Raw genomic sequence first — 22,865 nt, 5'->3', positions numbered from 1 at the left:
GCGCGGCGCTGCGCGGGACCGGCAGCGCTGCCGGTGGGGACAAGCACTCGGGACGCGGCCAGGGTACTGCCCGCGCCGCGTCCCGTGCCGTGGCGCGGAGCACCCGCGGGCGGTGATGCGCGCCACGTCGCTGCCCGGCGGGTGCCCGGCGCGGGGGGACGGCACGGCAGGAAACGGAGGTTTCCGGCGCGGCGGGCGGGCAACCCGGGCGGGCAGCGGTGACCGGCGCGCACGGTCCGGTACGTGCCCCGCGCCGGCCGGGCGCCGCCAGCCGGCCCGGCCATGCCCACCAAGGGATCAATCCCGGGCCCCCGGGCGCCCGCGGGCTTGACTCGGCGGGTGCGCGCCGGCCCGGGCCGCGGCCACCGTGACGAGCGCGAGGAGCAGGAGCACACGGCCATGACCAAGCACCACACGCCCTCCGGGGCGAGCGGCTTCGACGGCAGCCACCTCACTCCCTCCCAGGCGGAGGGGGAGCGCGAGACCGAGGCCGCCGCCGGGACCGGAAATCCGGCCGCCGGCAAGGACCACGGCTACGACGGCATGGTCACCACGCCCTCGCAGGCCGAGGGCGAGCGCGACGAGGACACGGCCTGAGGGGCGCCACCGCCGCCCCCGGCCCGGAGCGGGCCAACAGACCCGAGCGGAAGAAAACGAGCGAAGGAAACGAAGGAAAAGAGGACGACATGGGACACGGCGGGGACATCGTCGACGAGCTGACCACCGACCACCGGGAGGTGGAGGACCTTTTCGGCCGCATCGAGGCGCTGCCGTCGGGGGACGAGCGGCGCAAGGAACTGGCCGACAAGGTGACCATCGAGCTGGTGCGGCACTCGGTCGCCGAGGAGGAGTACCTGTACCCGGCCGCCCGCGAACACATCCGGCCGGACGGCGACCGCATCGCCGACAAGGAGATCGAGGACCACGCCACCGTGGAGCGCCTGCTCAAGGAGCTGGAGAGCCTGAACGCCGGCGACCCCGACTTCGACCGGCTGATCACCCGGATGATGGGCGAGGTCCGCGAGCACGTCCAGGACGAGGAGAACAACCTCTTCCCGCGCCTGGCCCGGTCCTGCCCGCCCGAGGCCATGCAGCAGCTCGGCGACAAGGTGCGCCGGGCCAAGTCCATGGCACCCACCCGGCCGCATCCGAGCGCCCCCGACACCCCGCCCGCGAACAAGCTGCTGGCCCCCGGTGCCGGGCTGGTCGACCGGGCCCGGGACGCCATCACCGGCCGCGGCAAGCACACCTGAACCGCCCCGCCGCGCCGGCCACGGCGGGCGGCGGGCCGGCTCCGGCCCGCCGCCCGCCCCGGTCCGGGCGCCCGCGCGGCCGGAGAGAAGCCGGAGTACCTGCCGGGCCCGCGGGAAACCCGTCGCCCATGCCCGACCGCAGCCCCGCCGGAGCCGGCCCATGACCCCGCCCGCCCCCGCCCCCGCCCCCGTTGCCGCCCCCGCCGCGGCCTCGGGCGCCGACGCCGACGCCATCGTGATCGGCGCCGGCCCCAACGGGCTGGTCGCGGCCAACATCCTGGCCGACGCCGGCTGGCGGGTCCTGGTGCTGGAGGCGGAGCCGGTGCCCGGCGGCTCGGTGCGCAGCGACCGCGGCGTGCACCCGGACTACGTCAACGACCTGTTCAGCTCCTTCTACCCGCTGGCCGCCGCCTCCCCGGCCTTCCGCGCCATGCGCCTGGAACGCTGGGGCCTGCGCTGGAGCCGCGCCCGCTCCGTGCTGGCCAACCCGCTGCCCGACGGCCGCTGCGCGGTCCTGCACCAGGACGCCACCCGCACCGCCGCCCACCTGGAGACCTTCGGCCACGGCGACGGCGACGCCTATCTGCGGCTGGCCGCCCTCTGGGACCGCATCGGCACCGAGGTGATGCGCGCCCTGTTCACCCCCTTCCCGCCCGTCCGCCCCGCCGCCGCCCTGGCCCGCCGGCTGCACGCGGCCGGCGGCCTGCGCACCCTGCGCATGCTGGCCCTGCCCGCCCGCCGCCTGGCCGAGGAGGAATTCCACGGACCGGCCGCCCCGCTGCTGCTCACCGGCTGCGGCATGCACGCCGACTTCTCCCCCGAATCCCTCGGCGGCACCGGCTTCGGCTGGCTGCTGCTGATGCTCGGCCACCAGCACGGCTGGCCCGTGCCGCGCGGCGGCGCCCAGCAGCTGTCCGACGCCATGGTGCGCCGCCTGGAGTCGCTCGGCTCCGCGGTGCGGTGCGCCACCCCGGTGACCGAGGTGCTGGTGCGGCACGGCCGCTGCCTGGGCGTGCGCACCGCCGGCGGCGAGCCGCTGCGCGCCCGGCGCGCCGTGCTGGCCGATGTCCCCGCCCCCGCCCTCTACGGCGGCCTGGTCGGCTGGGAGCATCTGCCGTCCCGGCTGCGCGACGACATCCGCCGCTTCCAGTGGGACCTGGCCACCTTCAAGATCGACTGGGCGCTGGACGGGCCGATCCCGTGGCTGGCGGACGGGGCGGCCGGCGCCGGCACCGTCCATCTCGCCGACGGCCTGGACCAGCTCACCCGCTGGGCCGCGCAGCTCGCCCGCGGCCTGGTGCCGGACCGCCCGTTCGCCCTGCTCGGCCAGATGACCACGGCGGACGCCACCCGCTCCCCGGCCGGCACCGAATCCGCCTGGGCCTACACCCATCTGCCCCGTCATATCCGCGGCGACGCCGGGGCCGCCCCCGGCGCCCCGGAGATCGGACCGCGCTGGACCGAGGAGCGGCGCGAGGCCATGGCCGAACGCGTGGAGCGGGAGGTGGAACGGCGGGCCCCCGGCTTCCGGGACCGGATCACGGCCCGCCGGGTGCTCGCCCCGCCCGACTTCCGGCAGCGCAACCGCAGCCTGCCGCTGGGCGCGCTCAACGGCGGCACCGCCCAGGCCCACCAGCAGCTTGTGTTCCGTCCGGTGCCCGGCACCGGACGGCCCGAGACACCGGTCGCCGGGCTCTACCTGGCCTCCGCCTCGGCGCACCCGGGCGGCGGTGTGCACGGCGCCTGCGGCGCCAACGCCGCCCGCGCCGCGCTGCGCGCCGAGCGGCCGGCGACCCGCTTTCTGCTCGGCCCGGCGCTGGCCGCCGCCCAGCGGCTGCTCCAGGGCGGCGGCCCGCCCCGCGACGACCCGCCCCGCGACGACCCGGGGAAGGAGAACTGAGATGGCTACCCGGTCAGTACTGGTGAAACGGCCGCCGCACACGGTCTGGGCCCTGCTCAGCGACCGTGACCGCTACGCCGACTGGGTGGTGGGCGCCCGCGACTCCCGGCCGCTGGCGGGGGAGTGGCCGGCGGTGGGCTCCAGCCTGCGCTACGAACTCCGGCTGGGTCCGCTGCGGCTGAGCGGCCGGACCGTGGTGCGCAGCAGCGACCCGCCCCGGGCGCTGGAGCTGGAGGCACGGCGGGGCCGGCTGGGCACCGCGCGGATTGCTGTGGAGGTGCGGCCCTGGGGCGAGGACTCGCTGGTCATCCTGGACGAGCACCCGCTGACCGGACCGGGCGGACGGATGCACAGCGTGCTGGACGAGCTGCTGCTCCAGCTCCGCCACCGGCGCATGCTCCGCCTGCTGGCCCGCTGCGCCGAGCGCTACCCCGCCCCGCCGCCCGCCCCCGCGCCGCCGAAGGAGCCCGGGACCGGGGGATCAGAGGAAGCCGAGCGGGGCTGACCGGGCCTTGGCCACGGCGTTCTCCTCCCCCGCCAGCTCCACCCGGGCCACCCGCTGCCGCCCCGAGGCGAACAGCACCAGCTCCCCCGGCTCGCCGGTCACCGTCACCACCGGGGTGCCCTTGTGCAGCACCACGGTCTGGCCGTTCGGGCGGCGCAGCACCAGACCGACCGGGCTTCTGCGGCCCATCAGCCGGCCCGCCGTCTCCAGCCGCTTCCACAGCGCGCCCTCGAAGACCTCGTCCAGCTCGCGCGGCTGCCATCCCTCGGCGGCCCGCCGCACATCCTCGGCGTGCACAAAGAACTCCACCGTGTTGGACGCCTCGTCGAGCTGCTTCACCCCGAACGGCGACCACTTGCCCGGCCCGGTGCGCACCAGCTCCACCAGTTCCTCGTAGGGCTTGGCCGAGAACTCGCCCATCACCCGGTCCAGCCGGCCGGCCAGCGGCTTGACCAGCATGCCGCCCGCCGCGTCCGGCCGCCGCTCCCGCACCACCACATGTGCGGCGAGCTGCCGGGTGGTCCAGCCCTCGCACAGCGTGGGGGCGTCCGGCCCCGCCTTTTCCAACAAATCGGCCAGCAGCAGACGTTCGCGCTTCGCGTGGGTAGCCATGGCATCCACCCTACGGGCGGGCACCGCCGGGCGGGGCGCCCCGCGCCGGGGCGGAGGGGCACAATGGACCACATGTCCAGCGCACCGTCCAGCACCCGGCGGCCCTCGGGCCTCGATCCGGCGATCGCCGCCCGCCTGAAGCGGAACCCGGAGGGGCTCTTCCCCGCGATCGCACAGCAGTACGACACCGGCGAGGTGCTGATGCTCGCCTGGATGGACGACGAGGCGCTGCACCGCACCCTGACCACCGGGCGCTGCACCTACTACAGCCGCAGCCGGGGCGAGTACTGGGTCAAGGGCGAGACCTCCGGCCATGCCCAGCACGTCAGATCGGTGGCGCTGGACTGCGACGGCGACACCGTGCTGGTCAAGGTCGACCAGGTGGGCGCGGCCTGCCACACCGGCGACCGGACCTGCTTCGACGCCGGAGCCCTTTCGCCGGACGCCTGACCGGCACCGCTCCGCGGGCTCCTGAAGTGGCACCGGCGCATTAGGGTGACGTCGTATGAGCACTGTGGACACCCCGGACAGCGCCGTGGACACCGCGGGCACCGTGGACCTGGCCGCCTTCCGGGTCCTGGCCGAGGACCGCCGGGTCATCCCCGTCACCCGGCGGCTGCTGGCCGACGGTGACACGCCCGTCGCGCTCTACCGCAAGCTGGCCGGCGAACGCCCCGGCACGTTCCTCCTGGAGTCGGCGGAGAACGGCGCCACCTGGTCGCGCTACTCCTTCATCGGGGTGCGCTCCTCGGCCGCGCTGACCGTGCGCGACGGGCAGGCCCACTGGCTGGGCACCCCGCCGGCCGGCGTGCCCACCGGCGGCGACCCGCTGCGCGCCCTGCGCCGCACCCTTCAGGAGCTGCACACCCCGCGCGACCCCGGGCTGCCGCCGTTCACCGGCGGCATGGTCGGCTATCTCGGCTACGACGTGGTGCGGCGGCTGGAGCGGATCGGCGAGCAGACGCGCGACGACCTGGCGCTGCCCGAGCTGACCATGCTGCTCGCCTCCGACCTCGCGGTGCTGGACCACCGGGACGGCACGGTGCTGCTGATCGCCAACGCGTGGGGGTACCGCCCGCCCGCGGGGGACGGCCGCCACGCCGCCGGCAGCGGCGTGGACGAGGCCTACGCGGACGCGGTGCGGCGGCTGGACGCCATGCAGGCCGATCTCTCCCGCCCGGTGCCCGCCGCCCCGGCCGTGCTGCCGCCCTCCGTACTGCCGGAGTTCACCGCCCGCTGGGGCGGCCCGGCCTACCGGGAGGCGGTGGAGCGGGTCAAGGAGTACATCCGGGCCGGGGACGCCTTCCAGGTGGTGCCCTCCCAGCGGTTCGAGACCGGCTGCGAGGCCGGCGCGCTGGACGTTTACCGGGTGCTGCGCGCCACCAACCCCAGCCCGTACATGTATCTGCTGCGCATCCCCGGTTCCGAGCACGGCACGGGCGGCTTCGACATCGTCGGCTCCAGCCCGGAGGCGCTGGTCAAGGTGGAGAACGGGCGGGCGATGATGCACCCGATCGCCGGCACCCGGCCGCGCGGGGCGACCCCCGGGGAGGACGCGGCGCTGGCGGAGGAACTGCTGGCCGACCCCAAGGAGCGGGCCGAGCATCTGATGCTGGTCGATCTGGGCCGCAACGACCTGGGCCGGGTCTCCGCCCCGGGCACGGTGGAGGTGGTGGACTTCATGTCGGTGGAGCGCTACAGCCATGTGATGCACATCGTCTCCACGGTGACCGGGCGGCTCGACGCCGGGCGCACCGCGTTCGACGCGCTGACCGCCTGCTTCCCGGCCGGGACGCTGTCCGGGGCGCCCAAGCCGCGGGCGATGGAGATCATCGAGGAACTGGAGCCCACCCGCCGCGGCCTGTACGGGGGCTGCGTCGGCTATCTGGACTTCGCCGGGGACGCGGACACCGCCATCGCCATCCGTACCGCGGTGCTGCGGGACGGCGTGGCGTATGTGCAGGCGGGGGCCGGTGTGGTGGCCGATTCGGACCCGGCCGCCGAAGACACCGAATGCCGCAACAAGGCCGCGGCCGTCCTCCGCGCCATCGCCTCCGCCCGCCACCTCCGCTGACCGCGGCCCGCGGCGCGCGCCACCGGGCCCGCCGGCCGGCGGCGAGCGGGGCTGGGCGGCCGGCCCCGGCGGCGCGGCAGGTAGCGTGGTGGGGTGACTCCTGAGCACCACCCGTCCCCCCCGGACTCCTCCCGCGCCTCCCGGCGCGCGCTCGGCCCGGCGCTGCTCGGCGGCGCGGCCGGGGCCGGCCTCGTTCTCATCGCCGCCGGCCAGACCTGGAGCGAGGGGACCACCGCGGCCTCGGGCGCCGGGCTGCCGGTCACGGCCACCGGCAACGCCGTCTCCGGGCTGCCCAGCGCGCTCGCCCTGGTGGGCCTGGGCGCCCTGGTCGCGGTCTTCGCGGCGCGCCGCACCGGGCGGCGCGTGGTCTCCGCGGTGCTGCTGCTCAGCGGCGCCGGCGCGGCCGTGACCGCCGCCGCCGGAGCCCGGGACACCGGCGCGCTGCGGGACAGCGCCGCCGAGGCCACCGGCCTCACCGGCGCCGCGGTCACCGCCGTGTCCCACACCGCCTGGCCCTGGATCTCGGCGCTCGGCGGGCTGCTGCTGCTGGGCGCCGGACTGCTGGCGCTCGGCTACGGCCGGTCCTGGCCGGCCATGTCCGGACGCCACGAGCGCGGCGGACGGCGCGCGCCCGCCGCACCGCGGCGCGCGAGCGCGGCCGAGCGGCCCGAGGAGATGTGGCAGGCGCTGGACCGCGGCGAGGACCCCACCGAACCGGACGGCCGGCCCGGCGGGCGCGGCCGCTGACCGGGCCACGGTGATGCACCGCACAGCCGCCGGGCCGGGGCCGGGCGGGGTCCGGCCGCTGCGCGGTGCGCGGCTGCTGTAACAATGGGGCGCGGGTGACAGCGAGTCGCACCCGACGATCTTGACCACGAGGAGCAGTCATGGCGGGCAACGGCCACGATCACGGAAACAACCCGGCCGCCTGGACCGGCGTCTTCATCGCCCTCATCGGGTTCTCGCTCGGCGGCGTTTTCACCATCATGGCGGAGCCGCTGCTGGTGGCGGCCAGCGTTGCCGTGGTCGCGCTGGGCGGCGTGGTCACCCTGGTCATGCGCTCCATGGGCCTGGGCGCGCAGAGCGCCGCCGAGGGCCGTACCGACGGCGCCGCCGCGGCCGGGACCAAGGCCGGCACCGGCACCGCGGAGACCGCCGCCGCCTGAGCGGCGCCGCCCGCCGCCCCCCGGTTGCCGGGCCGGGCGGCCCGCGCGACCCTGGCGGGGTGGCCGCCCTGCCCCCCGCCGCAACCGCCCTGGCCCGCCGCACCGCGGCGCCGCTGACCGTGCTCGGCGCCGGGCTCGCCGCCCTGGGCCTGGCCGGGGCCGTCGATCCGCACCGGCCGGGGGCGCTCCCGGTCTGCCCGGTGCTCTCGCTGACCGGCTTCCACTGCCCCGGCTGCGGCGGTCTGCGCGCCGCCCACGCGCTGGCCCACGGCGACCCGGCCGCCGCGCTCTCCGCCAACGCCCTGGCCGTGACTGCCGGCGCGCTGCTGGCCGTGCTGCTGCTGCGCACCCTGGTGTCGGCCGCCCGGGACCGGCTGCCGCCGGGCCGTCCGCCGCTGCCCGCGCCCGGCCGGGCCGCCGTCCTGGCCGCCGTGATCTGTGTCACCGCCTTCACCGTGCTGCGCAACCTGCCCATTCCCGCCGGGGCCGTGCTCGCGCCCTGAACAGGCGGGAACAGGCGGCTTCCCGCCCGTTCCGGCATGGACTGTCCGGTATGCGGAAGGTGTGCCGGGCGTGTGCACGACCACCCGCCGGCGCCGGATACGATCGAAGCTGTGAGGTCCGACCGCCGCATCGAGAGGAAGGGGCCGCTCGCGTGAGTGTCCTCGACGAAATCATCGACGGAGTCCGTGCGGACCTGGCCGAGCGGCAGCAGCGCGTCGGCCTGGACGACCTGAAGGCGGCCGCCGCCCGGGCGCCGCAGGCCAGGGACGGACTCGCCGCGCTCAAGGGCGACGGCGGCGTCCAGGTCATCTGCGAGGTCAAGCGGTCCAGCCCGTCCAAGGGCGCGCTGGCCGCGATCGCCGACCCGGCGGCGCTGGCAGCCGACTACGCGGCGGGCGGTGCCGCCGCCATCTCCGTCCTCACCGAGCAGCGCCGGTTCGGCGGCTCGCTCGACGATCTGACCGCGGTGCGCGCCCGGGTGGACGTGCCGGTGCTGCGCAAGGACTTCATCGTCACCTCCTACCAGCTCTGGGAGGCCCGCGCACACGGTGCCGACCTGGTGCTGCTGATCGTCGCGGCGCTGGCGCAGCCGGCCCTGGTCTCGCTGGTGGAGCGTGCCGAATCGATCGGCCTCACCCCGCTGGTGGAGGTCCACGACGAGGAGGAGACCGAGCGCGCGGTGGACGCCGGGGCCAGGATCATCGGTGTCAACGCCCGGGATCTGAAGACTCTGGAGGTGGACCGCTCCACCTTCGCCCGGGTGGCGCCGGAGATCCCCGCGCACATCGTCAAGGTCGCCGAATCCGGGGTGCGCGGCCCGCACGACCTGATCGCCTATGCCAATGACGGCGCCGACGCGGTACTGGTCGGCGAGTCCCTGGTGACCCAGAAGGAGCCCAAGGCGGCCGTGGCCGATCTGGTGGCCGCCGGGGCGCACCCCGCGCTGCGGCAGGGACGCTGAGCCGCCGAGCCCGCCATGACCTCCTGTTCCCGCCACCCCGGACTGCTGCGCGGCTGCCGGCCGCGCGGCTGCCGCGCGCCCGCGCGGCGGGTGCTGGGCAGGCGGGTGCGGTACCACATCGGCTGTGAGCCGGGACAGATCAACGGACGCCGATGGCGCACGGCCGCCGCCGCGGCGGCGGCGCGCTGAGCGCGGCCCGCGGCGGTGCGCGCCGCTCCCGCCGCGGGTGACCGGCCCCGCAGCCGCGGGCGCGCGTGTCCTGCGGCACCGGCCGCGGCCCCGAGCAGCAGCCGCCGGAGCGGTGCGCCCCCGGCCCGCCGGCCGGGAGCGGGCTGCCCCGCACGCCCCGCCGCCGCCGTCCGGCCGGTTCCCCTGTCCTGTTCTTTCCGTCCTTTGTGGAAGGCCCACCATGTCCGACGTCATGTCCGACGGCTTCTTCCTGCCCGATCCCGAGGGGAGGGTGCCCGACGCGCAGGGCTACTTCGGCGCGTTCGGCGGCACCTTCATCCCCGAGGCGCTGCGCGCCGCGGTCGAGGAGGTCGCCGCCGAGTACGAGAAGGCCAGGCACGACCCGGCCTTCGCCGCCGAGCTCAACGAACTGCTGGTGCACTACACCGGGCGACCCAGCGCCCTCACCGAGGTCCGGCGGTTCGCCGCGCACGCGGGCGGCGCCCGCGTCTTCCTCAAGCGCGAGGACCTCAACCACACCGGCTCCCACAAGATCAACAATGTGCTCGGCCAGGCCCTGCTCACCCGCCGGATGGGCAAGACCCGGGTGATCGCCGAGACCGGCGCCGGCCAGCACGGCGTGGCCACCGCCACCGCCTGCGCCCTGTTCGGCCTGGACTGCACCATCTACATGGGCGAGATCGACACCGAGCGGCAGGCGCTGAACGTCGCCCGGATGCGCATGCTCGGCGCCGAGGTCGTCCCCGTCTCCTCCGGCAGCCGCACCCTGAAGGACGCCATCAACGAGGCGTTCCGCGACTGGGTGGCCAATGTGGACCGCACCCACTACCTCTTCGGCACGGTCGCCGGCCCGCACCCGTTCCCCGCCCTGGTCCGCGACTTCCACCGGGTCATCGGGGTGGAGGCGCGGCGCCAGATCCTGGAGCGGGCCGGGCGGCTGCCGGACGCGGTGGCCGCCTGCGTGGGCGGCGGCTCCAACGCCATCGGCCTGTTCCACGCCTTCCTCGGCGACGAACGCGTCCGGCTGGTCGGCCTGGAGGCGGCCGGCCACGGAGTGGATTCCGGCGAGCACGCCGCCACCCTGACCGCCGGTGAACCGGGCATCCTGCACGGCTCCCGCTCCTATGTCCTCCAGGACGACGAGGGCCAGATCACCGAGCCGTACTCGATCTCCGCCGGGCTGGACTACCCCGGCATCGGCCCGGAACACGCCTGGCTGAAGGACAGCGGACGCGGCGAGTACCGCCCGGTCACCGACGACCGGGCGATGCAGGCGCTGCGCCTGCTGGCCCGCACCGAGGGCATCATCCCGGCCATCGAGTCCGCGCACGCCCTGGCCGGCGCGCTCGATCTGGGCCGGGAACTCGGCCCGGACGGCCTGATCCTGGTCAATCTCTCCGGCCGCGGCGACAAGGACATGGACACCGCCGCCCGCTACTTCCACCTCTACGACAGCCCCGACACCACCGAAGGAGCGGGCGCATGAGCGGCACCATCGGGCTGCTGAACTCCGTGCTGGAGCGGGCCCGCGGCGAGAACCGCGCCGCCCTGATCGGCTACTACCCGGCCGGCTTCCCCACCGTGGACGAGGGCATCGGCGCCGCCACCGCCATGGCCGAGGGCGGCTGCGACATCCTGGAGATCGGGCTGCCGCACAGCGACCCGGTGCTGGACGGCCCGGTCATCCAGACTGCCGACGACATCGCGCTGCGCGGCGGGCTCCGCATCGCCGATGTGCTGCGCACCGTCCGCGAGGTGCACGCCGCCACCGGCGTCCCGGTGCTGTGCATGACGTACTGGAACCCGGTGGACCGCTACGGCCAGGAGCGGTTCGCGGCCGGCCTGGCGGAGGCCGGCGGGGCCGGCTGCATCCTGCCCGACCTGCCGGTGGAGGAGTCGGACAGATGGCGCAAGGCCGCCGAACAGCACGGTCTGGCAACCGTCTTCGTGGTCGCGCCCAGCAGCCGTGACCAGCGTCTCGCCGCCATCACCGCGGCCGGCAGCGGCTTTGTCTACGCGGCCTCGCTGATGGGCGTCACCGGGACCCGGCAGACCGTCAGCCGGGATGCGCAGGACCTGGTACGCCGCACCCGGGCCGGCACCGCGCTGCCGGTCTGCGTCGGCCTCGGCGTTTCGAACGCCGGGCAGGCGGCCGAGGTGGCGGCCTTCGCGGACGGCGTCATCGTGGGCAGTGCTTTTGTCCAACGGATGCTCGATCATCGGGATGATCCGGAGGCCGGACGGGCGGCGGTGCGGGAGCTGGCCGGCGAGCTGGCGCGGGGCGTGCGGACCGCCCGCTGAGCCCGGCCGGCCGGGCACGATCCGGCCCCCGGCGGTGCGGTGCGGCGGCCCCGCCGCACCGCCGGGGGCGCGCGGTCCGGCCCCCGGCGGCTGCGCTAGAGTTCCTGGCTCATGGGCACAGGGCAGAGCGGACAGCCGGGTGGCCGCCCGGAGGACACCGACCGGCCGGGCCGGACCGGCCTGGACCACCGGGGCGGCGGTGACGGCAGCCCGGCGGAGGCGGCGGACTGGGAGCCGCCCACCGAGACCGAGCGGCTTCTGTACCGCGCCGCCTCCACCGGGGACTGGGACACCTTCTACGAGCGGCTCGGCAACACCCATCTGTTCTTCCCGCAGCGCCAGGAACTCTCCGACGTGCTGGGCGGTGCCCGGCTCCCCGCCTTCCGCAGCGAGCAGCCGCCGGGCCTGAGCGTCCCGGTGTTCACCCGCGGCATGATGCCCCCGCCCACCCCCGGCCAGGTCTATGAGATGACCACGCTGTACCACCTGGCACGGCACTGGCTCAGATCGGCCGACTGGCTGGCCGTCAACCCGGGCACCCCGCTGGAGACCTTCGTGCCCTCCCGGCCACGGCGCTGGAAGCGGCATGCGCAGCGCTGCGACCGGCTGGACCAGCCGCGGCTGATGACGCTGCGCACCGGCCGGCTGCGGGACACCGTGGCGCACGGCATGGCCTGCGGCGCCCTGCCGATGGTGGACAGCCATGAACTCTGGAACGACCCGGGCTGGCACAGCCGGGGATACACCTACCAGCGCGACGAGCTGCGGCACCTGTGGGGCATCACCTCCCGGGACACCTGGCTGCCCCGGCTCGCCGCCCTGGTGCACGCCGAACACCACGACCCGCTGTGGGAGTTCGTGCTCCAGGTGCGGACCGCCTTCCGGGACGCCTACCACCTGCTGCCGGACGCCGGGCAGTGGCAGCAGACCACCGAGCAGGTGATGCTGGGCCGCACCGCGGAGATCGTGGACGCCACCAACCGCCCCCCGGACTTCGACCTCGACACCGCCATCGCCCGGACCAACGCGCTGATCGAGCGCATCCTGCGCTGCGAGGCCCGGTTCCGGGCGGACGGCGTGCTGGGGCCGGACCCGGGCGACATCGTCCGCTCCGTGACGGCCTGGGACTTCGGGGTCGGCTCCGGCATGGCCCGCTGGGGCGTGGGCGCCCGGTTCGGCGAGGTGGCCGAGGCCGAGGAGGCGCTGCGCCGGATCAGCGAGGGAGCCCGGTCCGTCTACCGCTCCTGGGCCGACTTCGCCGCCGGGTATCTGCTGGGACGCTGCCTGCACGCCGGCGACGAGGAGTTCGGCACCTGGTACACCGAACTGGCGGCGGTGCACCGGCTGCTGCGCGCCGACCCGGAAAGCCCCTGGCTCACCGTCCCCTGGTCCGACCTCCCCGGCGACGGCGCCGCCGCCTCCTGACTTCTTACGGAACGCGGACACCGGCCGCGTCACCCGCCCCGCGGCCCCGCGCCGCGCCTAGCGTGATGCCATGCGCGTGCTGGTCACCGGAGGAGCCGGGTTCATCGGCTCCCATATCGTCGAAGCCCTGCTGGCCGCCGGTCATGAACCGGCCGTGCTCGATCTGCGGCCCGGTGCCCCCGGACTCCCGCGGGTGCCCTTCCACCGGGCCGATGTACGCGACCCGGACGCGGTGCGGGCCGCGCTGGCCGGCTCCGGCGCCGAGGCCGTCTGCCACCAGGCCGCCATGGTCGGCCTGGGCAAGGACTTCGCCGACGCCCCCGGCTATGTCGGCGCCAACGACCTGGGCACCGCCGTCCTGCTGGCCGCCATGGCCGGCCTCGGCATCCGGGACCTGGTCCTGGCCGGCTCCATGGTGGTCTACGGCGAGGGCCGCTACGACTGCCCGGAGCACGGCACGGTCCGCCCCGGCCCCCGCGCCCCCGAGGACCTCTCGGCCGGCCGCTACGAGCCGCCCTGCCCGCACTGCGGCCGGCCGCTGACCCCCGGCCTGGTCTCCGAGGACGCCCCGGCCGACCCCCGCAATGTGTACGCCACCACCAAACTCGCCCAGGAGCATCTGGCCGCCTGCTGGGCCCGCACCACCGGCGGCCGGGCGATCAGCCTGCGCTACCACAACGTCTACGGCGACCGGATGCCCCGCGACACCCCCTATGCGGGGGTGGCGGCCTTCTTCCGCTCCGCGCTGGAGCGCGGCGAGGCGCCCCGGGTCTTCGAGGACGGCGCCCAGCGCCGCGACTTCGTCCATGTGCGGGACGTGGCCACCGCCAATGCCGCCGCGCTGACCGCCCTGCCCGGCCGCCCGGCGGGCACCCTGCGGGCCTACAACACCGGCAGCGGCGAGCCGCGCACCGTCGGTGAGATGGCCCGCGCCCTGGCCGCCGCCTTCGGCGGCCCGGCGCCCGTGGTCACCGGCGAGTACCGGCTCGGCGACGTCCGCCACATCACCGCCGACTCCGCCCGGCTGCGCGACGAACTCGGCTGGCGCCCCGCCGTCCCCTTCTCCCGGGGAGTGCACTCCTTCGCCCACGCCCCCCTCGCCGACCCCCCTGCCCCGCTTCCCGCCCCCGCCCCCGCCCCCGTCACCGTCACGGCCCGCTGAGCCCGGCCGCCCGCCGGCTCCCGCGGTCAGGCGGGCACGGGGAGGCGGATGTCGAAGCGGCAGCCGCCGGGGATGTTGTGCACCTCGGCCCGGCCGGCGTGGGCCTCGACGATGCCGCGGACGATGGCCAGGCCCAGGCCCGCGCCGGAGGGCGGGGTGCGGGCGTGTTCGCCGCGCCAGCCGGTGTCGAAGACCCGCGGCAGGTCCTCCGGCGGGATGCCGCCGCACTGGTCGGTGACGGAGAGCACCACGGAGTCCCGCTCGCGGCGGGCGGCGACCGCCACCGTGCCGTCGGGCGGGGTCCGGCGGATGGCGTTGACCAGGAGATTCGCCAGGACCCGGCTCATCTCCCGGCCGTCCACCTCGACCGGTACCGGGTCCACGCCCGCGTCGGCCAGCTTCACCCCCAGCTCCCTGGCCAGCGGATCGGAGGCCACGATGGCGTCGCTGATCAGATCGTAGACGGACATCCGGCTGGGGGAGAGGGAGAGCGAACCGGCCTGGATGCGGGACAGTTCGAAGAGATCGCCGACCATGCCGCTGAGCCGCTCCACCTCGGCGCGGATCTGCCGGTGGTAGCGGTCCGGGTCGTCGGCGATGCCGTCCTCCAGCGCCTCGGCCATGGCCCGCAGCCCGGCCAGCGGGGTGCGCAGATCGTGCGATATCCAGGCGACCAGCTCCCGGCGGGAGGCCTCCAGCGCGCGCTCCCGCTCCCGGGAGGCGGCCAGCCGCTGCCCGGCGCCGGCCAGGGCGCGGGCCAGTGAGGCCAGTTCGGCGGGCATCGGGGTGGCCGGCGCGGCAAAGGAGCCGTCCTCGCCGAGCCCGCCGGCGGCGCGCTCCAGGGCCCGGTGGCCGCCGATCACCCAGCGGCCGAGCAGCAGCGCGGTGGCGGTGGCGGTCAGCGCGCCCACCGCGCCGACCATGGTGACCACCGCGAGATCGTGTCCGGACAGGAACATGGCCTGGGCCACGGCCAGGGTGCCGGCCAGCATGGCGCCCACCGCCACGGCGGTCAGCACGGCCAGCGAGACCGCCACCGAGCGCCGCCGTACGGCGCGCAGCGCCAGCGCGCCGAGCAGGCCGGCCAGGGCGGCGCCGACGGCGGCGTAGAAGGCGATCAGGCCCAGATCGCGCAGCAGCAGCGGCTCGGTCATGGCCGGCCGTCCCCTTCCGGTGTCACGTCCCGTGTCACATCCGGTGTCACGTCCCGTGTCACGTCCCGTGTCACGTCCCGCGTCATATCGGGTGTCACGTCCGGCGTGCCTTCCGGGCCGCCGTCGAAGCGGTAGCCGACGCCCCAGACGGTGGTGATCAGCCGGGGGTGCGCGGCGTCCGCCTCCACCTTGTGGCGCAGCCGCCGCACATGCACGGTGACCGTGGACAGATCGCCGAAGTCCCAGCCCCACACCTGGGACATCAGCTCCTCGCGGCTGAACGCCCGCCCGGGATGGCGCAGCAGATGGGCCAGCAGGTCGAACTCGCGCAGCGTCAGACTGAGCGGGCCGCGCATGTCGCGTGCGGTCCTGGCCACCGGATCGAGCACGATGCCGCCGCCGCGGAGCTGCGGCCCCGACGCCGGCGCCGTCCCGGCCCGGCGCAGCACCGAGGTCACCCGCAGCACCAGCTCCCGGGGGGAGAACGGCTTGGTGACATAGTCGTCGGCCCCCACCTCCAGCCCGAGGATGCGGTCCTCCTCGTCGCCCCGGGCGGTCAGCATCACCACCGGGACGGAGCGCCGGGCACGCAGCCGCCGGCACACCTCCAGGCCGTCCATGCCCGGCAGCATCAGATCCAGCACCACCAGATCCGGCGGGTGGTGCGCGGCGCGGGCCAGGGCGGACGGGCCGTCCTGCGCCCGCTCGACGGTGTAACCGGCGCGGTCCAGATATCCGGTCACCACCTCGGTCACGGTCGGGTCGTCGTCCACCACGAGGACACGCTGGCGATGCGTTGCTGACATGAGGTCGAGTGTCACACCCGGCCCCGGCCGGCGCGGGGGCCTTGGGGGAGGGAGCGGGGGACGTCAGGAATTCGTAAGGAGGAGTGTCCCGGTATATCCCTATTGTCTCCGTAGGGTAAGAGGGGTGACTGACTCACTGCCCGACGCGCTGTCCGACACCGTGGCCGGTTCCGCGCCGGCCGACGAACGGTCCACCGCACCGCCGCCCGGCCGCCGGGCCGGTCCCCGAACCGGCCCCCGCACCGGCCCGCTGCCCGGGTCCGCACCCGGCGGCGGCCAACCGGCGGGCGAGATCGTGCTGCCGTGCCTGAACGAGGCCGCCGCCCTGCCCTGGGTGCTGGAACGCGTCCCCCCGGGCTGGCGCGCCCTGGTGGTGGACAACGGCTCCACGGACGGCTCCGGCGAACTCGCCGCCCGGCTCGGCGCCCGCGTGATCCGGGAACCGCGCCGCGGCTTCGGCGCCGCCTGCCACGCCGGCCTGACCGCGGCAGAAGGCGAACTCGTCGCCTTCTGCGACTGCGACGCCTCCCTGGACCCGGCGGCCGTGTCCCGCGCCGCCCGGCCGGTGCTGGCCGGCACCGCCGATCTGGTGCTGGCCAGACGCCGCCCGGTGGGGCGCGGCGCCTGGCCGCCGCACGCCAGGGCCGGCAACCTGGCCCTGTCCCTGATGGTGCGGCGCCGCACCGGCGTGCGGCTGCACGACATCGGGCCGCTGCGGGTGGCCCGCCGGCGGGCCCTGCTGGAACTGGGCCTGACCGACCGGCGCAGCGGCTATCCGCTGGAGATGGTGGTGGCCGCCGCGGACGCCGGGTGGCGGATCGAGGAGACCGAGGTCGCCTACCGGCCCCGCACCGGCAGGTCCAAGGTGACCGGCACCTGGCGGGGCACCTTCCAGGCCGTCCGCGACATGCGGAAGGTCCTGCGGTGACCGCCGCCCCCACGCTGCTGGTGATCGCCAAGGAACCGGTGCCCGGCCGGGTCAAGACCCGGCTCACCCCGCACTTCACCCCCGGGCAGGCGGCCCGGCTGGCCGCCGCGGCGCTCGCCGACACCCTGCGGGCCGTGCGCCGGATGCCCGCCCGGCGGCGGGTGCTGGTGCTGGCCGGCCGGGCGGGGGAGTGGCTGCCCGACGGCTTCGAGGTGGTTCCGCAGTGCGCGGGCGGCCTGGACGAGCGGATCGCCGCGGCCTTCGCGGGCTGCGACGGCCCGGCCCTGCTGGTCGGCATGGACACCCCGCAGCTCACCCCCGCGCTGCTGGCGCCGGCCACCGCGCCGGGGAGCTGGCCGCCTCGGCGGGCCTGGTTCGGGCCCGCCGAGGACGGCGGCTTCTGGGCGCTCGGCCTGGCCGAGCCCGACCCGGGCCTGGTGCGCGGGGTGCCGATGTCCACCGCGCGGACGGGCGCGGAGCAGCGGGCGAGGCTGCTCGCGGCGGGACTGGAGGTGCGCGATCTGCCCGTGCTGCGGGATGTGGACACCCCGGTGGACGCGGCGCTGATCGCCCGGCAGGCGCCCGGCACCCGGTTCGCCGCCCTGCACGCCGCCCTGACCGCCACCACCGCCGCCGCCGCACCGCCCGCAGGGCCCGCAGGGCGCGGGACGGCCGGGGATGCGGCGCCCGTGGCCGCCGCGGTGTCCGGCGGGCCCGTCCCGGTGCGACGCCGGCCCACCGGCGGGGACGGCGGGAGACGGGCCTCCGGCGACGCGGGGGCGGGTGCCCGGTGACGACCGTCTCCACGCCCGTCGCCGACCGTGCCTCCTCACCGTCCTCCGCCTCCTCAGCGTCCACCCCCGTCTCCTCCGCCGTCTCCGCCGCACCGGCCGCCCGGCCCGCCGCCGCTGCCGCGACCACCGCCCGCCGGCGGACGCCCTGGTCCGCGGACCTGTACGCCGACGCGCTGCGCGCCGGCCGCGGGCCGCTCTTCCTGCGCCGCCCGGACGGCTGGCTGCTGCCGCTGGACATCGAACGCTGGTGCGCCGGACCGGACGAGGCCGACCGCTCCGTCCTGCGCCAGTGCCGGGGCAGCGTGCTGGACATCGGCTGCGGCCCCGGCCGGATGGCCGCCGAACTGGCGCGCCGCGGACAGCCCGCGCTGGGCATCGACATCACCCCGGCGGCCGTCGAACGGACCCGCGCGGCCGGCGCCACCGCCCTGCTCGCCTCGGTCTTCGACCCGCTGCCGCAGGAGGGCGAATGGGGCAGCGCCCTGCTGCTGGACGGCAACATCGGCATCGGCGGCGATCCGCCCGCCCTGCTCGCCCGGATCCGCGAACTCCTCGCCCCCGGCGGCCGGCTGCTGGCCGAGGCGGCCCCGGTCGGCGTGGACGAACGGCTGCGCGCCCGGCTGGACAACGGCCGCGGCGAGCACGGCCCGTCCTTCCCGTGGGCGCGGGCCGGCCGGGCCGCGCTGCGCGGCCACGCCGAACGCACCGGCTGGCGCACCGCCGCCCAGTGGCGCTTCCGCGGACGGCACTTCCTGCTGCTCGACGCCCGTCGCCGGCCCTGACCCCGCCCCGGCCGGCCCCGCCCCCGCCGCGGCGGGGGCGCGGGGGTCAGGGCGGCGGCGGTGCCGCCGGCCGGCCGCGGCGGGCCGCCGCGCGCAGCCGCCGCCACACCCCGGCCGCCACCGCGGCCAGCAGCACCGCGCCGGTCACCAGCGCCCAGTTGCGCGGATAGTCCAGCGGCAGCGCCGTGGGATTGTTCACCGCGCCCGGCCGCAGCAGCGCGGGCGCCGCCACCAGCGTCACACTGCCCGCCGTCACCAGCCCGGCGCGCAGCACGCCCCGGCCCGGCCCGCCGCCCAGCAGCCCGCCGAGCACCAGCCCGGCCGCCAGCACCAGCGGCACCAGCAGCAGATCGTGGACCAGCACCACGCCGCCCAGCCACACCGCCACCCGCTGCGGGTCACCCGGGGTCGTCTCCACCGCCAGCAGCCGCAGACCCGTGCCCATCAGCACCAGTCCGGCCGCCCCCAGCAGCAGGCGCAGCACCCGCGCCGCCGTCCGGTCCTTCCGCCACCGGTCCGCCGGCATCTCACAGCACCTCGATCCGGTGCACCCACTTGGTCTGCCATACACCGGGGCGGTTGGGGGCGATGATCCGCGCCGGGAAGCCATGGTCCAGGGAGAGCGTCTCGCCGTTCAGCCGCAGCGCCAGCAGGGTCAGCGGATCGCGGATGTAGGCCGGGCCCATCTCCATCACCCGCCAGCCGCCGCGCGCCTGGAGCGAGACCACCCGCACCGATTCGCCCTCGCCGATCCCCGCCCGGTCCAGCAGATCCCGCAGGCGGACGCCCTCCCAGCGGGCGGAGACGCTCCAGCCCTCCACACAGGCGATGGGCAGCTCGGCCCGGTGCCGCGGCAGCGCGCCGAGCTCCGCGAGGGAGAGCGCGAACTCCTCGCGGGCGCCGCTCACCCGCAGCCGCCAGCCGGCCAGTGCCGCCTCGTCGATCCCGGCCTGGGCGGCGGTGCGGTTGACCGGCAGGCCCTGGTCGCCGTGGCCGGGATGGCGCGGGGCGAGCAGCGCGGCCGGGGCCAGCGGGGTGACGGACTGGCCGACCGTCACCACGGTCACCACGCCCACCGCCGCGCCCACGCCCAGCAGGAACCCCCGCCGGTCCCGCTCCTCCCCGTCGCCGTCGCCGTCCCCGTCGCCGTCACCGCCCGGCTGCGGCGGGGCGGGCGGCGGTACGACGGCCGGCCGGGGACGCCGCCAGTGGGCGGCGATCACCGGTGCCTTGACCGCCACATGCAGCAGCAGCGCGCCCACCAGCACCCACGCCAGCGCCCAGTGCACATCCCGGAAGCCGAACGGCCAGCCGTACCACTGGACCACGTTCATCAGGCCCATCAGCACTTCCAGCAGCGCCACCGACACCAGCACCGCGATGGACAGCCGCTCCAGCGCATGCCGCACCGAATGCACCGGCGGCCAGACCCACAGCCGCGGATAGACCGTCCACAACTTGGCCAGCAGCAGCGGCACCAGCGCCATCCCGGTCGCCACATGCAGCCCCTGCGTCACCCGGTAGCCCCAGACCGGCCGGGTCGGCAGATACGGGACCAGCCAGCCGGGCGGCGTCTGGAGCAGATGGCTGATCAGCCCGGTCAGAAAACACACCAGCACGCCCAGCCCGAGCCACCGGCCGACCATGGTGGCGGTGCGCGGATGATGCAGCCGGTTGCGGAACCGGAACACCAGCCGCTCCCCGGACGCCGCCGTACGGGACGCCACCGGCACCGGCACCGGCAGCCGCCCGGGCCTCCCCTTTCCCCGCGCCCGTCGCATCCCGCTCACCACCCGGTGTAGAAGAGATGGTCCACCGTGATCGCTACCGCCGCCTGCGCGGCCAGCCACCAGCGCACCGAACGGCGCGGCAGCAGCGCCGCCGCCGCGAGCATCCAGACCGTGAAGGGCAGCCAGATGCGTTCCGTCTCGGCCTTGCTCATCGCGGACAGATTCGCGATCAGCGCCGCCAGCACCGCCGCCGCGACCAGCGACAGCAGCACCCCGCGCGGCTCCCGCCAGGCCGCCCGCCACCCGGACCGCCGCTCCCGGAGGGCCACCGCGCCCGCCCGGCGCAGGGCCACCAGCCCGGCCAGGCCCAGCACCGGCACCTGCGCCGCAAGATTGGCCCAGAGGAAATAGGCGTACGGCCGGTCCGAGGCCGCCCCCTGGTAGTAGCGCTCGTACAGGGTGAAGTATCCGTCGAACCACCAGAAGCCGCCCGCCGTGAACAGCGCCGTCACCGTCAGCACCCCCGCCAGCGTCCACGGCAGCGGACGCCGGTTCCCGGCCAGCAGCAGCACCGCCACCGCCGGCACCGCCAGCAGCACCATTCCGTAGGAGAGATAGAGCAGCCAGCCCAGCAGCAGCCCGGAGCCGAGCGCCGCCGCCCAGGGCGCCCGGACCCGTCCGGTGGCGGCCAGCGCCAGCAGCGCCAGCGCCCAGGCCCCGGCCGCCGCGAAATAGGCGTCCGCCGACACCCCCAGCCACACCGCCGCCGGGGCCAGCACCAGAAACGGCGCGGCCCGGCGGGCCCACAGCTCCCGGCCGCCGCCCAGCGCCCGGAGCGTCACCAGCACCGCGGGCACCAGCGAGGCGCCGGTGAGCAGCACGAACCAGGCCGCCCAGGTGGGGCCGGACAGGCCGATCCGGTCCAGGCCCACGAAGGTGAGCAGCGCCCCGGGCGGATGCCCGGCCACATGGATCGTCCAGTTGTTCTCCGAGTCCAGCAGAATGCGGTCGGTGAAGGTGGACAGGAAGACGCCCAGACCGGTCACCTGGTCCACCTCGGTCAGATACTCGCTGCGCTTGGCCAGCCGGCTGGTGATGCCGCGCTGCCAGCCGTCGATCAGGCCCAGCGAGATGGTCCAGGCCAGGGCGGACATCCAGCCGGCCAGCAGCAGCCGCCGCCAGGGCAGCCGGGCGGCCAGCGCCGGGCCGTGCACCACGATCAGCAGCGCGACCAGGGGCGCGGCCACCGATCCGGGGCCGAAGTGCAGTTTGTAGTGGGCGAGGAGCGGCGGCCAGTGGAGATGCAGGCGGTTGTCGTCGTTGAGCGCGTGGCCCACGACGGCGGCCACGGCGAACAGCACCCCGGCCGCCGCCACCACCCCCGCGTCCCACCGGGCACCGCGGCCCGCGGCCCGGCGCCCCCCGCTCGTCTCCTGCCGTGCCTGTCTTGCCTGCCCGGCCTGCCGCCGGCCGCCGGTCCGTGTCGTCTGCGCGGTCACGTTTCTCACGCTACGGCCGGGAACTCCGCAGGCCGCAGATGATCGGGCGGGCGTCACCACATCGTCAGATCCTCATGATGATCATGCCCGGCGTGTCCTGCTCCGGCCCGGTTCGTTGGCCCGGGTATGAGCGAGAAGAACCGTGCGGGGAAGCGCGCCGCCCGCGAGCGCCTGGCGGCCGAGCGGGCCAGGGAACAGGCCGCGGAGAAACGGCTGCGGCTGGCCAAGGTGCTGGGATCGGCGGTCGCCGTGCTGGCGGTGGTCGGAGTGGCCGGCTACTTCGCGGCCAACGCGGGCGACAGCCGGGCATCGGACGGTGAGGCCGCCGATCCGGTCACCCAGGGACCGGCCGACGCCCCCGCGGTGCTCACCGTCTACGAGGACTTCCGCTGCCCGGCCTGCGGCCAGTTCGAGACCAACTTCAGCGACACCGTCCACGCGCTCCAGGAGGAGGGCAAGCTGCGCGCCGAGTACTACCTGGTCACCATCATCGACGACAATCTCGGCGGCGACGGCTCGCTGAACGCGGCCAACGCCGCGCTGTGCGCGGAGGACCAGGGCAAGTTCACCGAATACCACGATGTGCTCTTCGTCAACCAGCCGCCGGAGCAGGACGACGCCTTCGCCGACAAGGACTACCTGATCCAGCTCGCCGGGGAGGTCGAGGGCCTGGGCGGCGAGGCCTTCCAGCAGTGCGTCAGGGACGGCGCCCACGAGGCCGAGGTCGCCCGCATGAACGCCCACTTCGAGAACTCCGACTACAACGCCACGCCCACCCTGCTGCTCAACGGCGAGAACATCTACGGCGACCGCAGCGAACCCCTCACCCCCGACAGCCTCCGCCGCCGCGTCAACGACATCGCCGCCTCCTGACCCACCCCACCCCACCCCGCCCCCCACCGCCGACCGGCACCCGACGCCCCGAAGCACCCCCTTCGGGGCGTCCGCCGTCCCATCCCCGTTCACCCGACAACACACTTCCGCACCCGAGTTGCACCCAATGCCCGGGAAAATCCGGCGCCATTGCTGAGGGTGCCATGTAAAAGTGAAATAAGTCTTGTGTCACTAAGGGCTGTTGGGTAGCTTCATCGCGCATTTGTTGTGGACGCGGGGGGTTCTT

The 22,865-nt window shown here is 75.8% G+C and carries 24 protein-coding genes and 1 pseudogene; 19 read left to right on the top strand and 6 right to left on the bottom strand.

All coding sequences use genetic code 11. From position 1 onward, the window contains the following. The first annotated feature begins 399 nt into the window (after nucleotides 1-399). From BM242_RS13890 to BM242_RS13875, 4 genes are all read left to right on the top strand, one after another. Nucleotides 400-597, top strand: coding sequence for a hypothetical protein (locus tag BM242_RS13890; RefSeq protein WP_107365124.1), 198 nt, complete (start codon nucleotides 400-402; stop codon nucleotides 595-597). Between the two features lie 89 nt (nucleotides 598-686). Beyond that, nucleotides 687-1,253: a hemerythrin domain-containing protein gene (locus BM242_RS13885; protein WP_093839101.1), complete on the top strand. Its 567-nt coding sequence runs from the start codon at nucleotides 687-689 to the stop codon at nucleotides 1,251-1,253. Nucleotides 1,254-1,413: 160 nt separating this feature from the next. Continuing rightward, on the top strand, nucleotides 1,414-3,153 hold the full coding sequence (locus BM242_RS13880; protein WP_093839100.1) for a phytoene desaturase family protein: 1,740 nt from the start codon (nucleotides 1,414-1,416) through the stop codon (nucleotides 3,151-3,153). 1 nt (nucleotide 3,154) lies between these two features. Then, entirely contained in the window at nucleotides 3,155-3,658 is a 504-nt protein-coding gene (locus BM242_RS13875) for an SRPBCC family protein (RefSeq protein WP_093839099.1), read from the top strand. Here BM242_RS13875 and BM242_RS13870 read toward each other — a convergent pair. Beyond that, the gene (locus tag BM242_RS13870; protein WP_093839098.1) at nucleotides 3,635-4,270 is read right to left on the bottom strand and encodes a TIGR03085 family metal-binding protein; all 636 of its coding nucleotides are present in this window, start codon (nucleotides 4,268-4,270) and stop codon (nucleotides 3,635-3,637) included. The two genes, BM242_RS13875 and BM242_RS13870, sit on opposite strands and share 24 nt — an antisense overlap. Nucleotides 4,271-4,342: 72 nt before the next feature. Here BM242_RS13870 and hisI point away from each other — a divergent pair, with 72 nt between their 5' ends. The 11 genes from hisI to BM242_RS13820 all read left to right on the top strand — a co-directional run bounded on the left by hisI (nucleotide 4,343) and on the right by BM242_RS13820 (nucleotide 14,052). Beyond that, nucleotides 4,343-4,720, top strand: a complete 378-nt coding sequence (gene hisI / locus BM242_RS13865) for a phosphoribosyl-AMP cyclohydrolase (protein ID WP_093839145.1) — start codon at nucleotides 4,343-4,345, stop codon at nucleotides 4,718-4,720. Between the two features lie 55 nt (nucleotides 4,721-4,775). Next, on the top strand, nucleotides 4,776-6,344 hold the full coding sequence (locus BM242_RS13860; protein WP_093839097.1) for an anthranilate synthase component I: 1,569 nt from the start codon (nucleotides 4,776-4,778) through the stop codon (nucleotides 6,342-6,344). Nucleotides 6,345-6,437: 93 nt separating this feature from the next. Continuing rightward, entirely contained in the window at nucleotides 6,438-7,091 is a 654-nt protein-coding gene (locus BM242_RS13855) for a TIGR02234 family membrane protein (protein WP_093839096.1), read from the top strand. A gap of 140 nt (nucleotides 7,092-7,231) precedes the next feature. Continuing rightward, the gene (locus BM242_RS13850) at nucleotides 7,232-7,510 is read left to right on the top strand and encodes an HGxxPAAW family protein (RefSeq protein WP_093839095.1); all 279 of its coding nucleotides are present in this window, start codon (nucleotides 7,232-7,234) and stop codon (nucleotides 7,508-7,510) included. Nucleotides 7,511-7,569: 59 nt separating this feature from the next. Further along, nucleotides 7,570-8,013 (top strand): DUF2752 domain-containing protein, encoded by a 444-nt coding sequence (locus tag BM242_RS13845; RefSeq protein WP_245834052.1) that lies wholly within the window; start codon nucleotides 7,570-7,572, stop codon nucleotides 8,011-8,013. A 152-nt stretch (nucleotides 8,014-8,165) separates the two neighbouring features. Then, nucleotides 8,166-8,975 (top strand): indole-3-glycerol phosphate synthase TrpC, encoded by an 810-nt coding sequence (trpC, locus tag BM242_RS13840; RefSeq protein WP_093839094.1) that lies wholly within the window; start codon nucleotides 8,166-8,168, stop codon nucleotides 8,973-8,975. Nucleotides 8,976-8,990: 15 nt separating this feature from the next. Continuing rightward, entirely contained in the window at nucleotides 8,991-9,164 is a 174-nt protein-coding gene (trpM, locus tag BM242_RS31160) for a tryptophan biosynthesis modulator TrpM (RefSeq protein ID WP_425443851.1), read from the top strand. 232 nt (nucleotides 9,165-9,396) lie between these two features. Further along, nucleotides 9,397-10,650 (top strand): tryptophan synthase subunit beta, encoded by a 1,254-nt coding sequence (gene trpB, locus BM242_RS13835; RefSeq protein ID WP_093839143.1) that lies wholly within the window; start codon nucleotides 9,397-9,399, stop codon nucleotides 10,648-10,650. Continuing rightward, nucleotides 10,647-11,465 carry a tryptophan synthase subunit alpha gene (gene trpA, locus BM242_RS13830; RefSeq protein ID WP_093839093.1) on the top strand — a complete coding sequence of 273 codons (819 nt, stop codon included), beginning with the start codon at nucleotides 10,647-10,649 and terminating at the stop codon, nucleotides 11,463-11,465. Before trpB ends, trpA begins: the two co-directional genes overlap by 4 nt. Nucleotides 11,466-11,576: 111 nt before the next feature. Beyond that, complete coding sequence (locus tag BM242_RS13825) at nucleotides 11,577-12,890, top strand: DUF1266 domain-containing protein (protein ID WP_093839092.1); 1,314 nt, start codon at nucleotides 11,577-11,579, stop codon at nucleotides 12,888-12,890. 70 nt (nucleotides 12,891-12,960) lie between these two features. Continuing rightward, complete coding sequence (locus BM242_RS13820; protein ID WP_093839091.1) at nucleotides 12,961-14,052, top strand: NAD-dependent epimerase/dehydratase family protein; 1,092 nt, start codon at nucleotides 12,961-12,963, stop codon at nucleotides 14,050-14,052. 26 nt (nucleotides 14,053-14,078) lie between these two features. On the opposite strand, the gene BM242_RS13815 is transcribed toward BM242_RS13820, so the two are convergent. Together BM242_RS13815 and BM242_RS13810 are read right to left on the bottom strand one after the other, a co-directional pair. After that, entirely contained in the window at nucleotides 14,079-15,206 is a 1,128-nt protein-coding gene (locus tag BM242_RS13815) for a sensor histidine kinase (protein WP_245834051.1), read from the bottom strand. Continuing rightward, the gene (locus tag BM242_RS13810; protein ID WP_093839090.1) at nucleotides 15,203-16,012 is read right to left on the bottom strand and encodes a response regulator transcription factor; all 810 of its coding nucleotides are present in this window, start codon (nucleotides 16,010-16,012) and stop codon (nucleotides 15,203-15,205) included. The genes BM242_RS13815 and BM242_RS13810 overlap by 4 nt, the downstream gene beginning before the upstream one ends. Before the next feature lie 250 nt (nucleotides 16,013-16,262). Between BM242_RS13810 and BM242_RS13805 the strand changes: the two genes are divergently transcribed. The 3 genes and pseudogenes from BM242_RS13805 (at nucleotide 16,263) to BM242_RS30215 (ending at nucleotide 18,516) form a co-directional block, all read left to right on the top strand. Beyond that, a complete protein-coding gene (locus BM242_RS13805) occupies nucleotides 16,263-16,940 on the top strand; it encodes a glycosyltransferase family 2 protein (RefSeq protein WP_281254684.1) in 678 nt (225 codons plus the stop codon). Beyond that, nucleotides 16,937-17,560: pseudogene (locus BM242_RS30220) on the top strand (TIGR04282 family arsenosugar biosynthesis glycosyltransferase); the annotation flags it as partial. The gene BM242_RS13805 and the pseudogene BM242_RS30220, both read left to right, overlap by 4 nt. A 170-nt stretch (nucleotides 17,561-17,730) precedes the next feature. After that, the gene (locus BM242_RS30215; protein ID WP_245834049.1) at nucleotides 17,731-18,516 is read left to right on the top strand and encodes a class I SAM-dependent methyltransferase; all 786 of its coding nucleotides are present in this window, start codon (nucleotides 17,731-17,733) and stop codon (nucleotides 18,514-18,516) included. Nucleotides 18,517-18,562: 46 nt separating this feature from the next. Here the strand turns inward: BM242_RS30215 and BM242_RS13795 are convergent, their stop codons facing one another. From BM242_RS13795 to BM242_RS13785, 3 genes are all read right to left on the bottom strand, one after another. Beyond that, nucleotides 18,563-19,042: a hypothetical protein gene (locus BM242_RS13795; protein WP_093839088.1), complete on the bottom strand. Its 480-nt coding sequence runs from the start codon at nucleotides 19,040-19,042 to the stop codon at nucleotides 18,563-18,565. 1 nt (nucleotide 19,043) lies between these two features. Continuing rightward, nucleotides 19,044-20,162: a molybdopterin-dependent oxidoreductase gene (locus tag BM242_RS13790; protein WP_245834066.1), complete on the bottom strand. Its 1,119-nt coding sequence runs from the start codon at nucleotides 20,160-20,162 to the stop codon at nucleotides 19,044-19,046. Nucleotides 20,163-20,302: 140 nt separating this feature from the next. After that, nucleotides 20,303-21,745, bottom strand: a complete 1,443-nt coding sequence (locus BM242_RS13785; RefSeq protein ID WP_139238332.1) for a hypothetical protein — start codon at nucleotides 21,743-21,745, stop codon at nucleotides 20,303-20,305. Nucleotides 21,746-21,871: 126 nt separating this feature from the next. On the opposite strand from BM242_RS13785, the gene BM242_RS13780 reads away from it, so the two are divergent. Beyond that, the gene (locus BM242_RS13780) at nucleotides 21,872-22,618 is read left to right on the top strand and encodes a DsbA family protein (protein ID WP_093839085.1); all 747 of its coding nucleotides are present in this window, start codon (nucleotides 21,872-21,874) and stop codon (nucleotides 22,616-22,618) included. Nucleotides 22,619-22,865: the final 247 nt, after the last annotated feature.

The sequence above is a fragment of the Streptomyces aidingensis genome, from assembly GCF_900112355.1.
Classification (GTDB): domain Bacteria; phylum Actinomycetota; class Actinomycetes; order Streptomycetales; family Streptomycetaceae; genus Streptomyces; species Streptomyces aidingensis.
This window is presented reverse-complemented; position numbering and strand designations above follow the sequence as displayed.

What these genes read in the sequence shown, in the direction of transcription:
- BM242_RS13795 (WP_093839088.1), bottom strand. Translation starts at nt 19,042, where the DNA reads ATGCCGGCGGACCGGTGGCGGAAGGACCGGACGGCGGCGCGGGTGCTG.
- BM242_RS13870 (WP_093839098.1), bottom strand. Translation starts at nt 4,270, where the DNA reads ATGGCTACCCACGCGAAGCGCGAACGTCTGCTGCTGGCCGATTTGTTG.
- trpB (WP_093839143.1), top strand. Translation starts at nt 9,397, where the DNA reads ATGTCCGACGGCTTCTTCCTGCCCGATCCCGAGGGGAGGGTGCCCGAC.
- BM242_RS13885 (WP_093839101.1), top strand. Translation starts at nt 687, where the DNA reads ATGGGACACGGCGGGGACATCGTCGACGAGCTGACCACCGACCACCGG.
- BM242_RS13790 (WP_245834066.1), bottom strand. Translation starts at nt 20,162, where the DNA reads ATGGTCGGCCGGTGGCTCGGGCTGGGCGTGCTGGTGTGTTTTCTGACC.
- trpM (WP_425443851.1), top strand. Translation starts at nt 8,991, where the DNA reads ATGACCTCCTGTTCCCGCCACCCCGGACTGCTGCGCGGCTGCCGGCCG.
- BM242_RS13875 (WP_093839099.1), top strand. Translation starts at nt 3,155, where the DNA reads ATGGCTACCCGGTCAGTACTGGTGAAACGGCCGCCGCACACGGTCTGG.
- BM242_RS13890 (WP_107365124.1), top strand. Translation starts at nt 400, where the DNA reads ATGACCAAGCACCACACGCCCTCCGGGGCGAGCGGCTTCGACGGCAGC.
- BM242_RS13850 (WP_093839095.1), top strand. Translation starts at nt 7,232, where the DNA reads ATGGCGGGCAACGGCCACGATCACGGAAACAACCCGGCCGCCTGGACC.
- BM242_RS13820 (WP_093839091.1), top strand. Translation starts at nt 12,961, where the DNA reads ATGCGCGTGCTGGTCACCGGAGGAGCCGGGTTCATCGGCTCCCATATC.
- BM242_RS13860 (WP_093839097.1), top strand. Translation starts at nt 4,776, where the DNA reads ATGAGCACTGTGGACACCCCGGACAGCGCCGTGGACACCGCGGGCACC.
- hisI (WP_093839145.1), top strand. Translation starts at nt 4,343, where the DNA reads ATGTCCAGCGCACCGTCCAGCACCCGGCGGCCCTCGGGCCTCGATCCG.
- BM242_RS13810 (WP_093839090.1), bottom strand. Translation starts at nt 16,012, where the DNA reads ATGTCAGCAACGCATCGCCAGCGTGTCCTCGTGGTGGACGACGACCCG.
- BM242_RS13780 (WP_093839085.1), top strand. Translation starts at nt 21,872, where the DNA reads ATGAGCGAGAAGAACCGTGCGGGGAAGCGCGCCGCCCGCGAGCGCCTG.
- BM242_RS13815 (WP_245834051.1), bottom strand. Translation starts at nt 15,206, where the DNA reads ATGACCGAGCCGCTGCTGCTGCGCGATCTGGGCCTGATCGCCTTCTAC.
- trpA (WP_093839093.1), top strand. Translation starts at nt 10,647, where the DNA reads ATGAGCGGCACCATCGGGCTGCTGAACTCCGTGCTGGAGCGGGCCCGC.
- BM242_RS13880 (WP_093839100.1), top strand. Translation starts at nt 1,414, where the DNA reads ATGACCCCGCCCGCCCCCGCCCCCGCCCCCGTTGCCGCCCCCGCCGCG.
- BM242_RS13825 (WP_093839092.1), top strand. Translation starts at nt 11,577, where the DNA reads ATGGGCACAGGGCAGAGCGGACAGCCGGGTGGCCGCCCGGAGGACACC.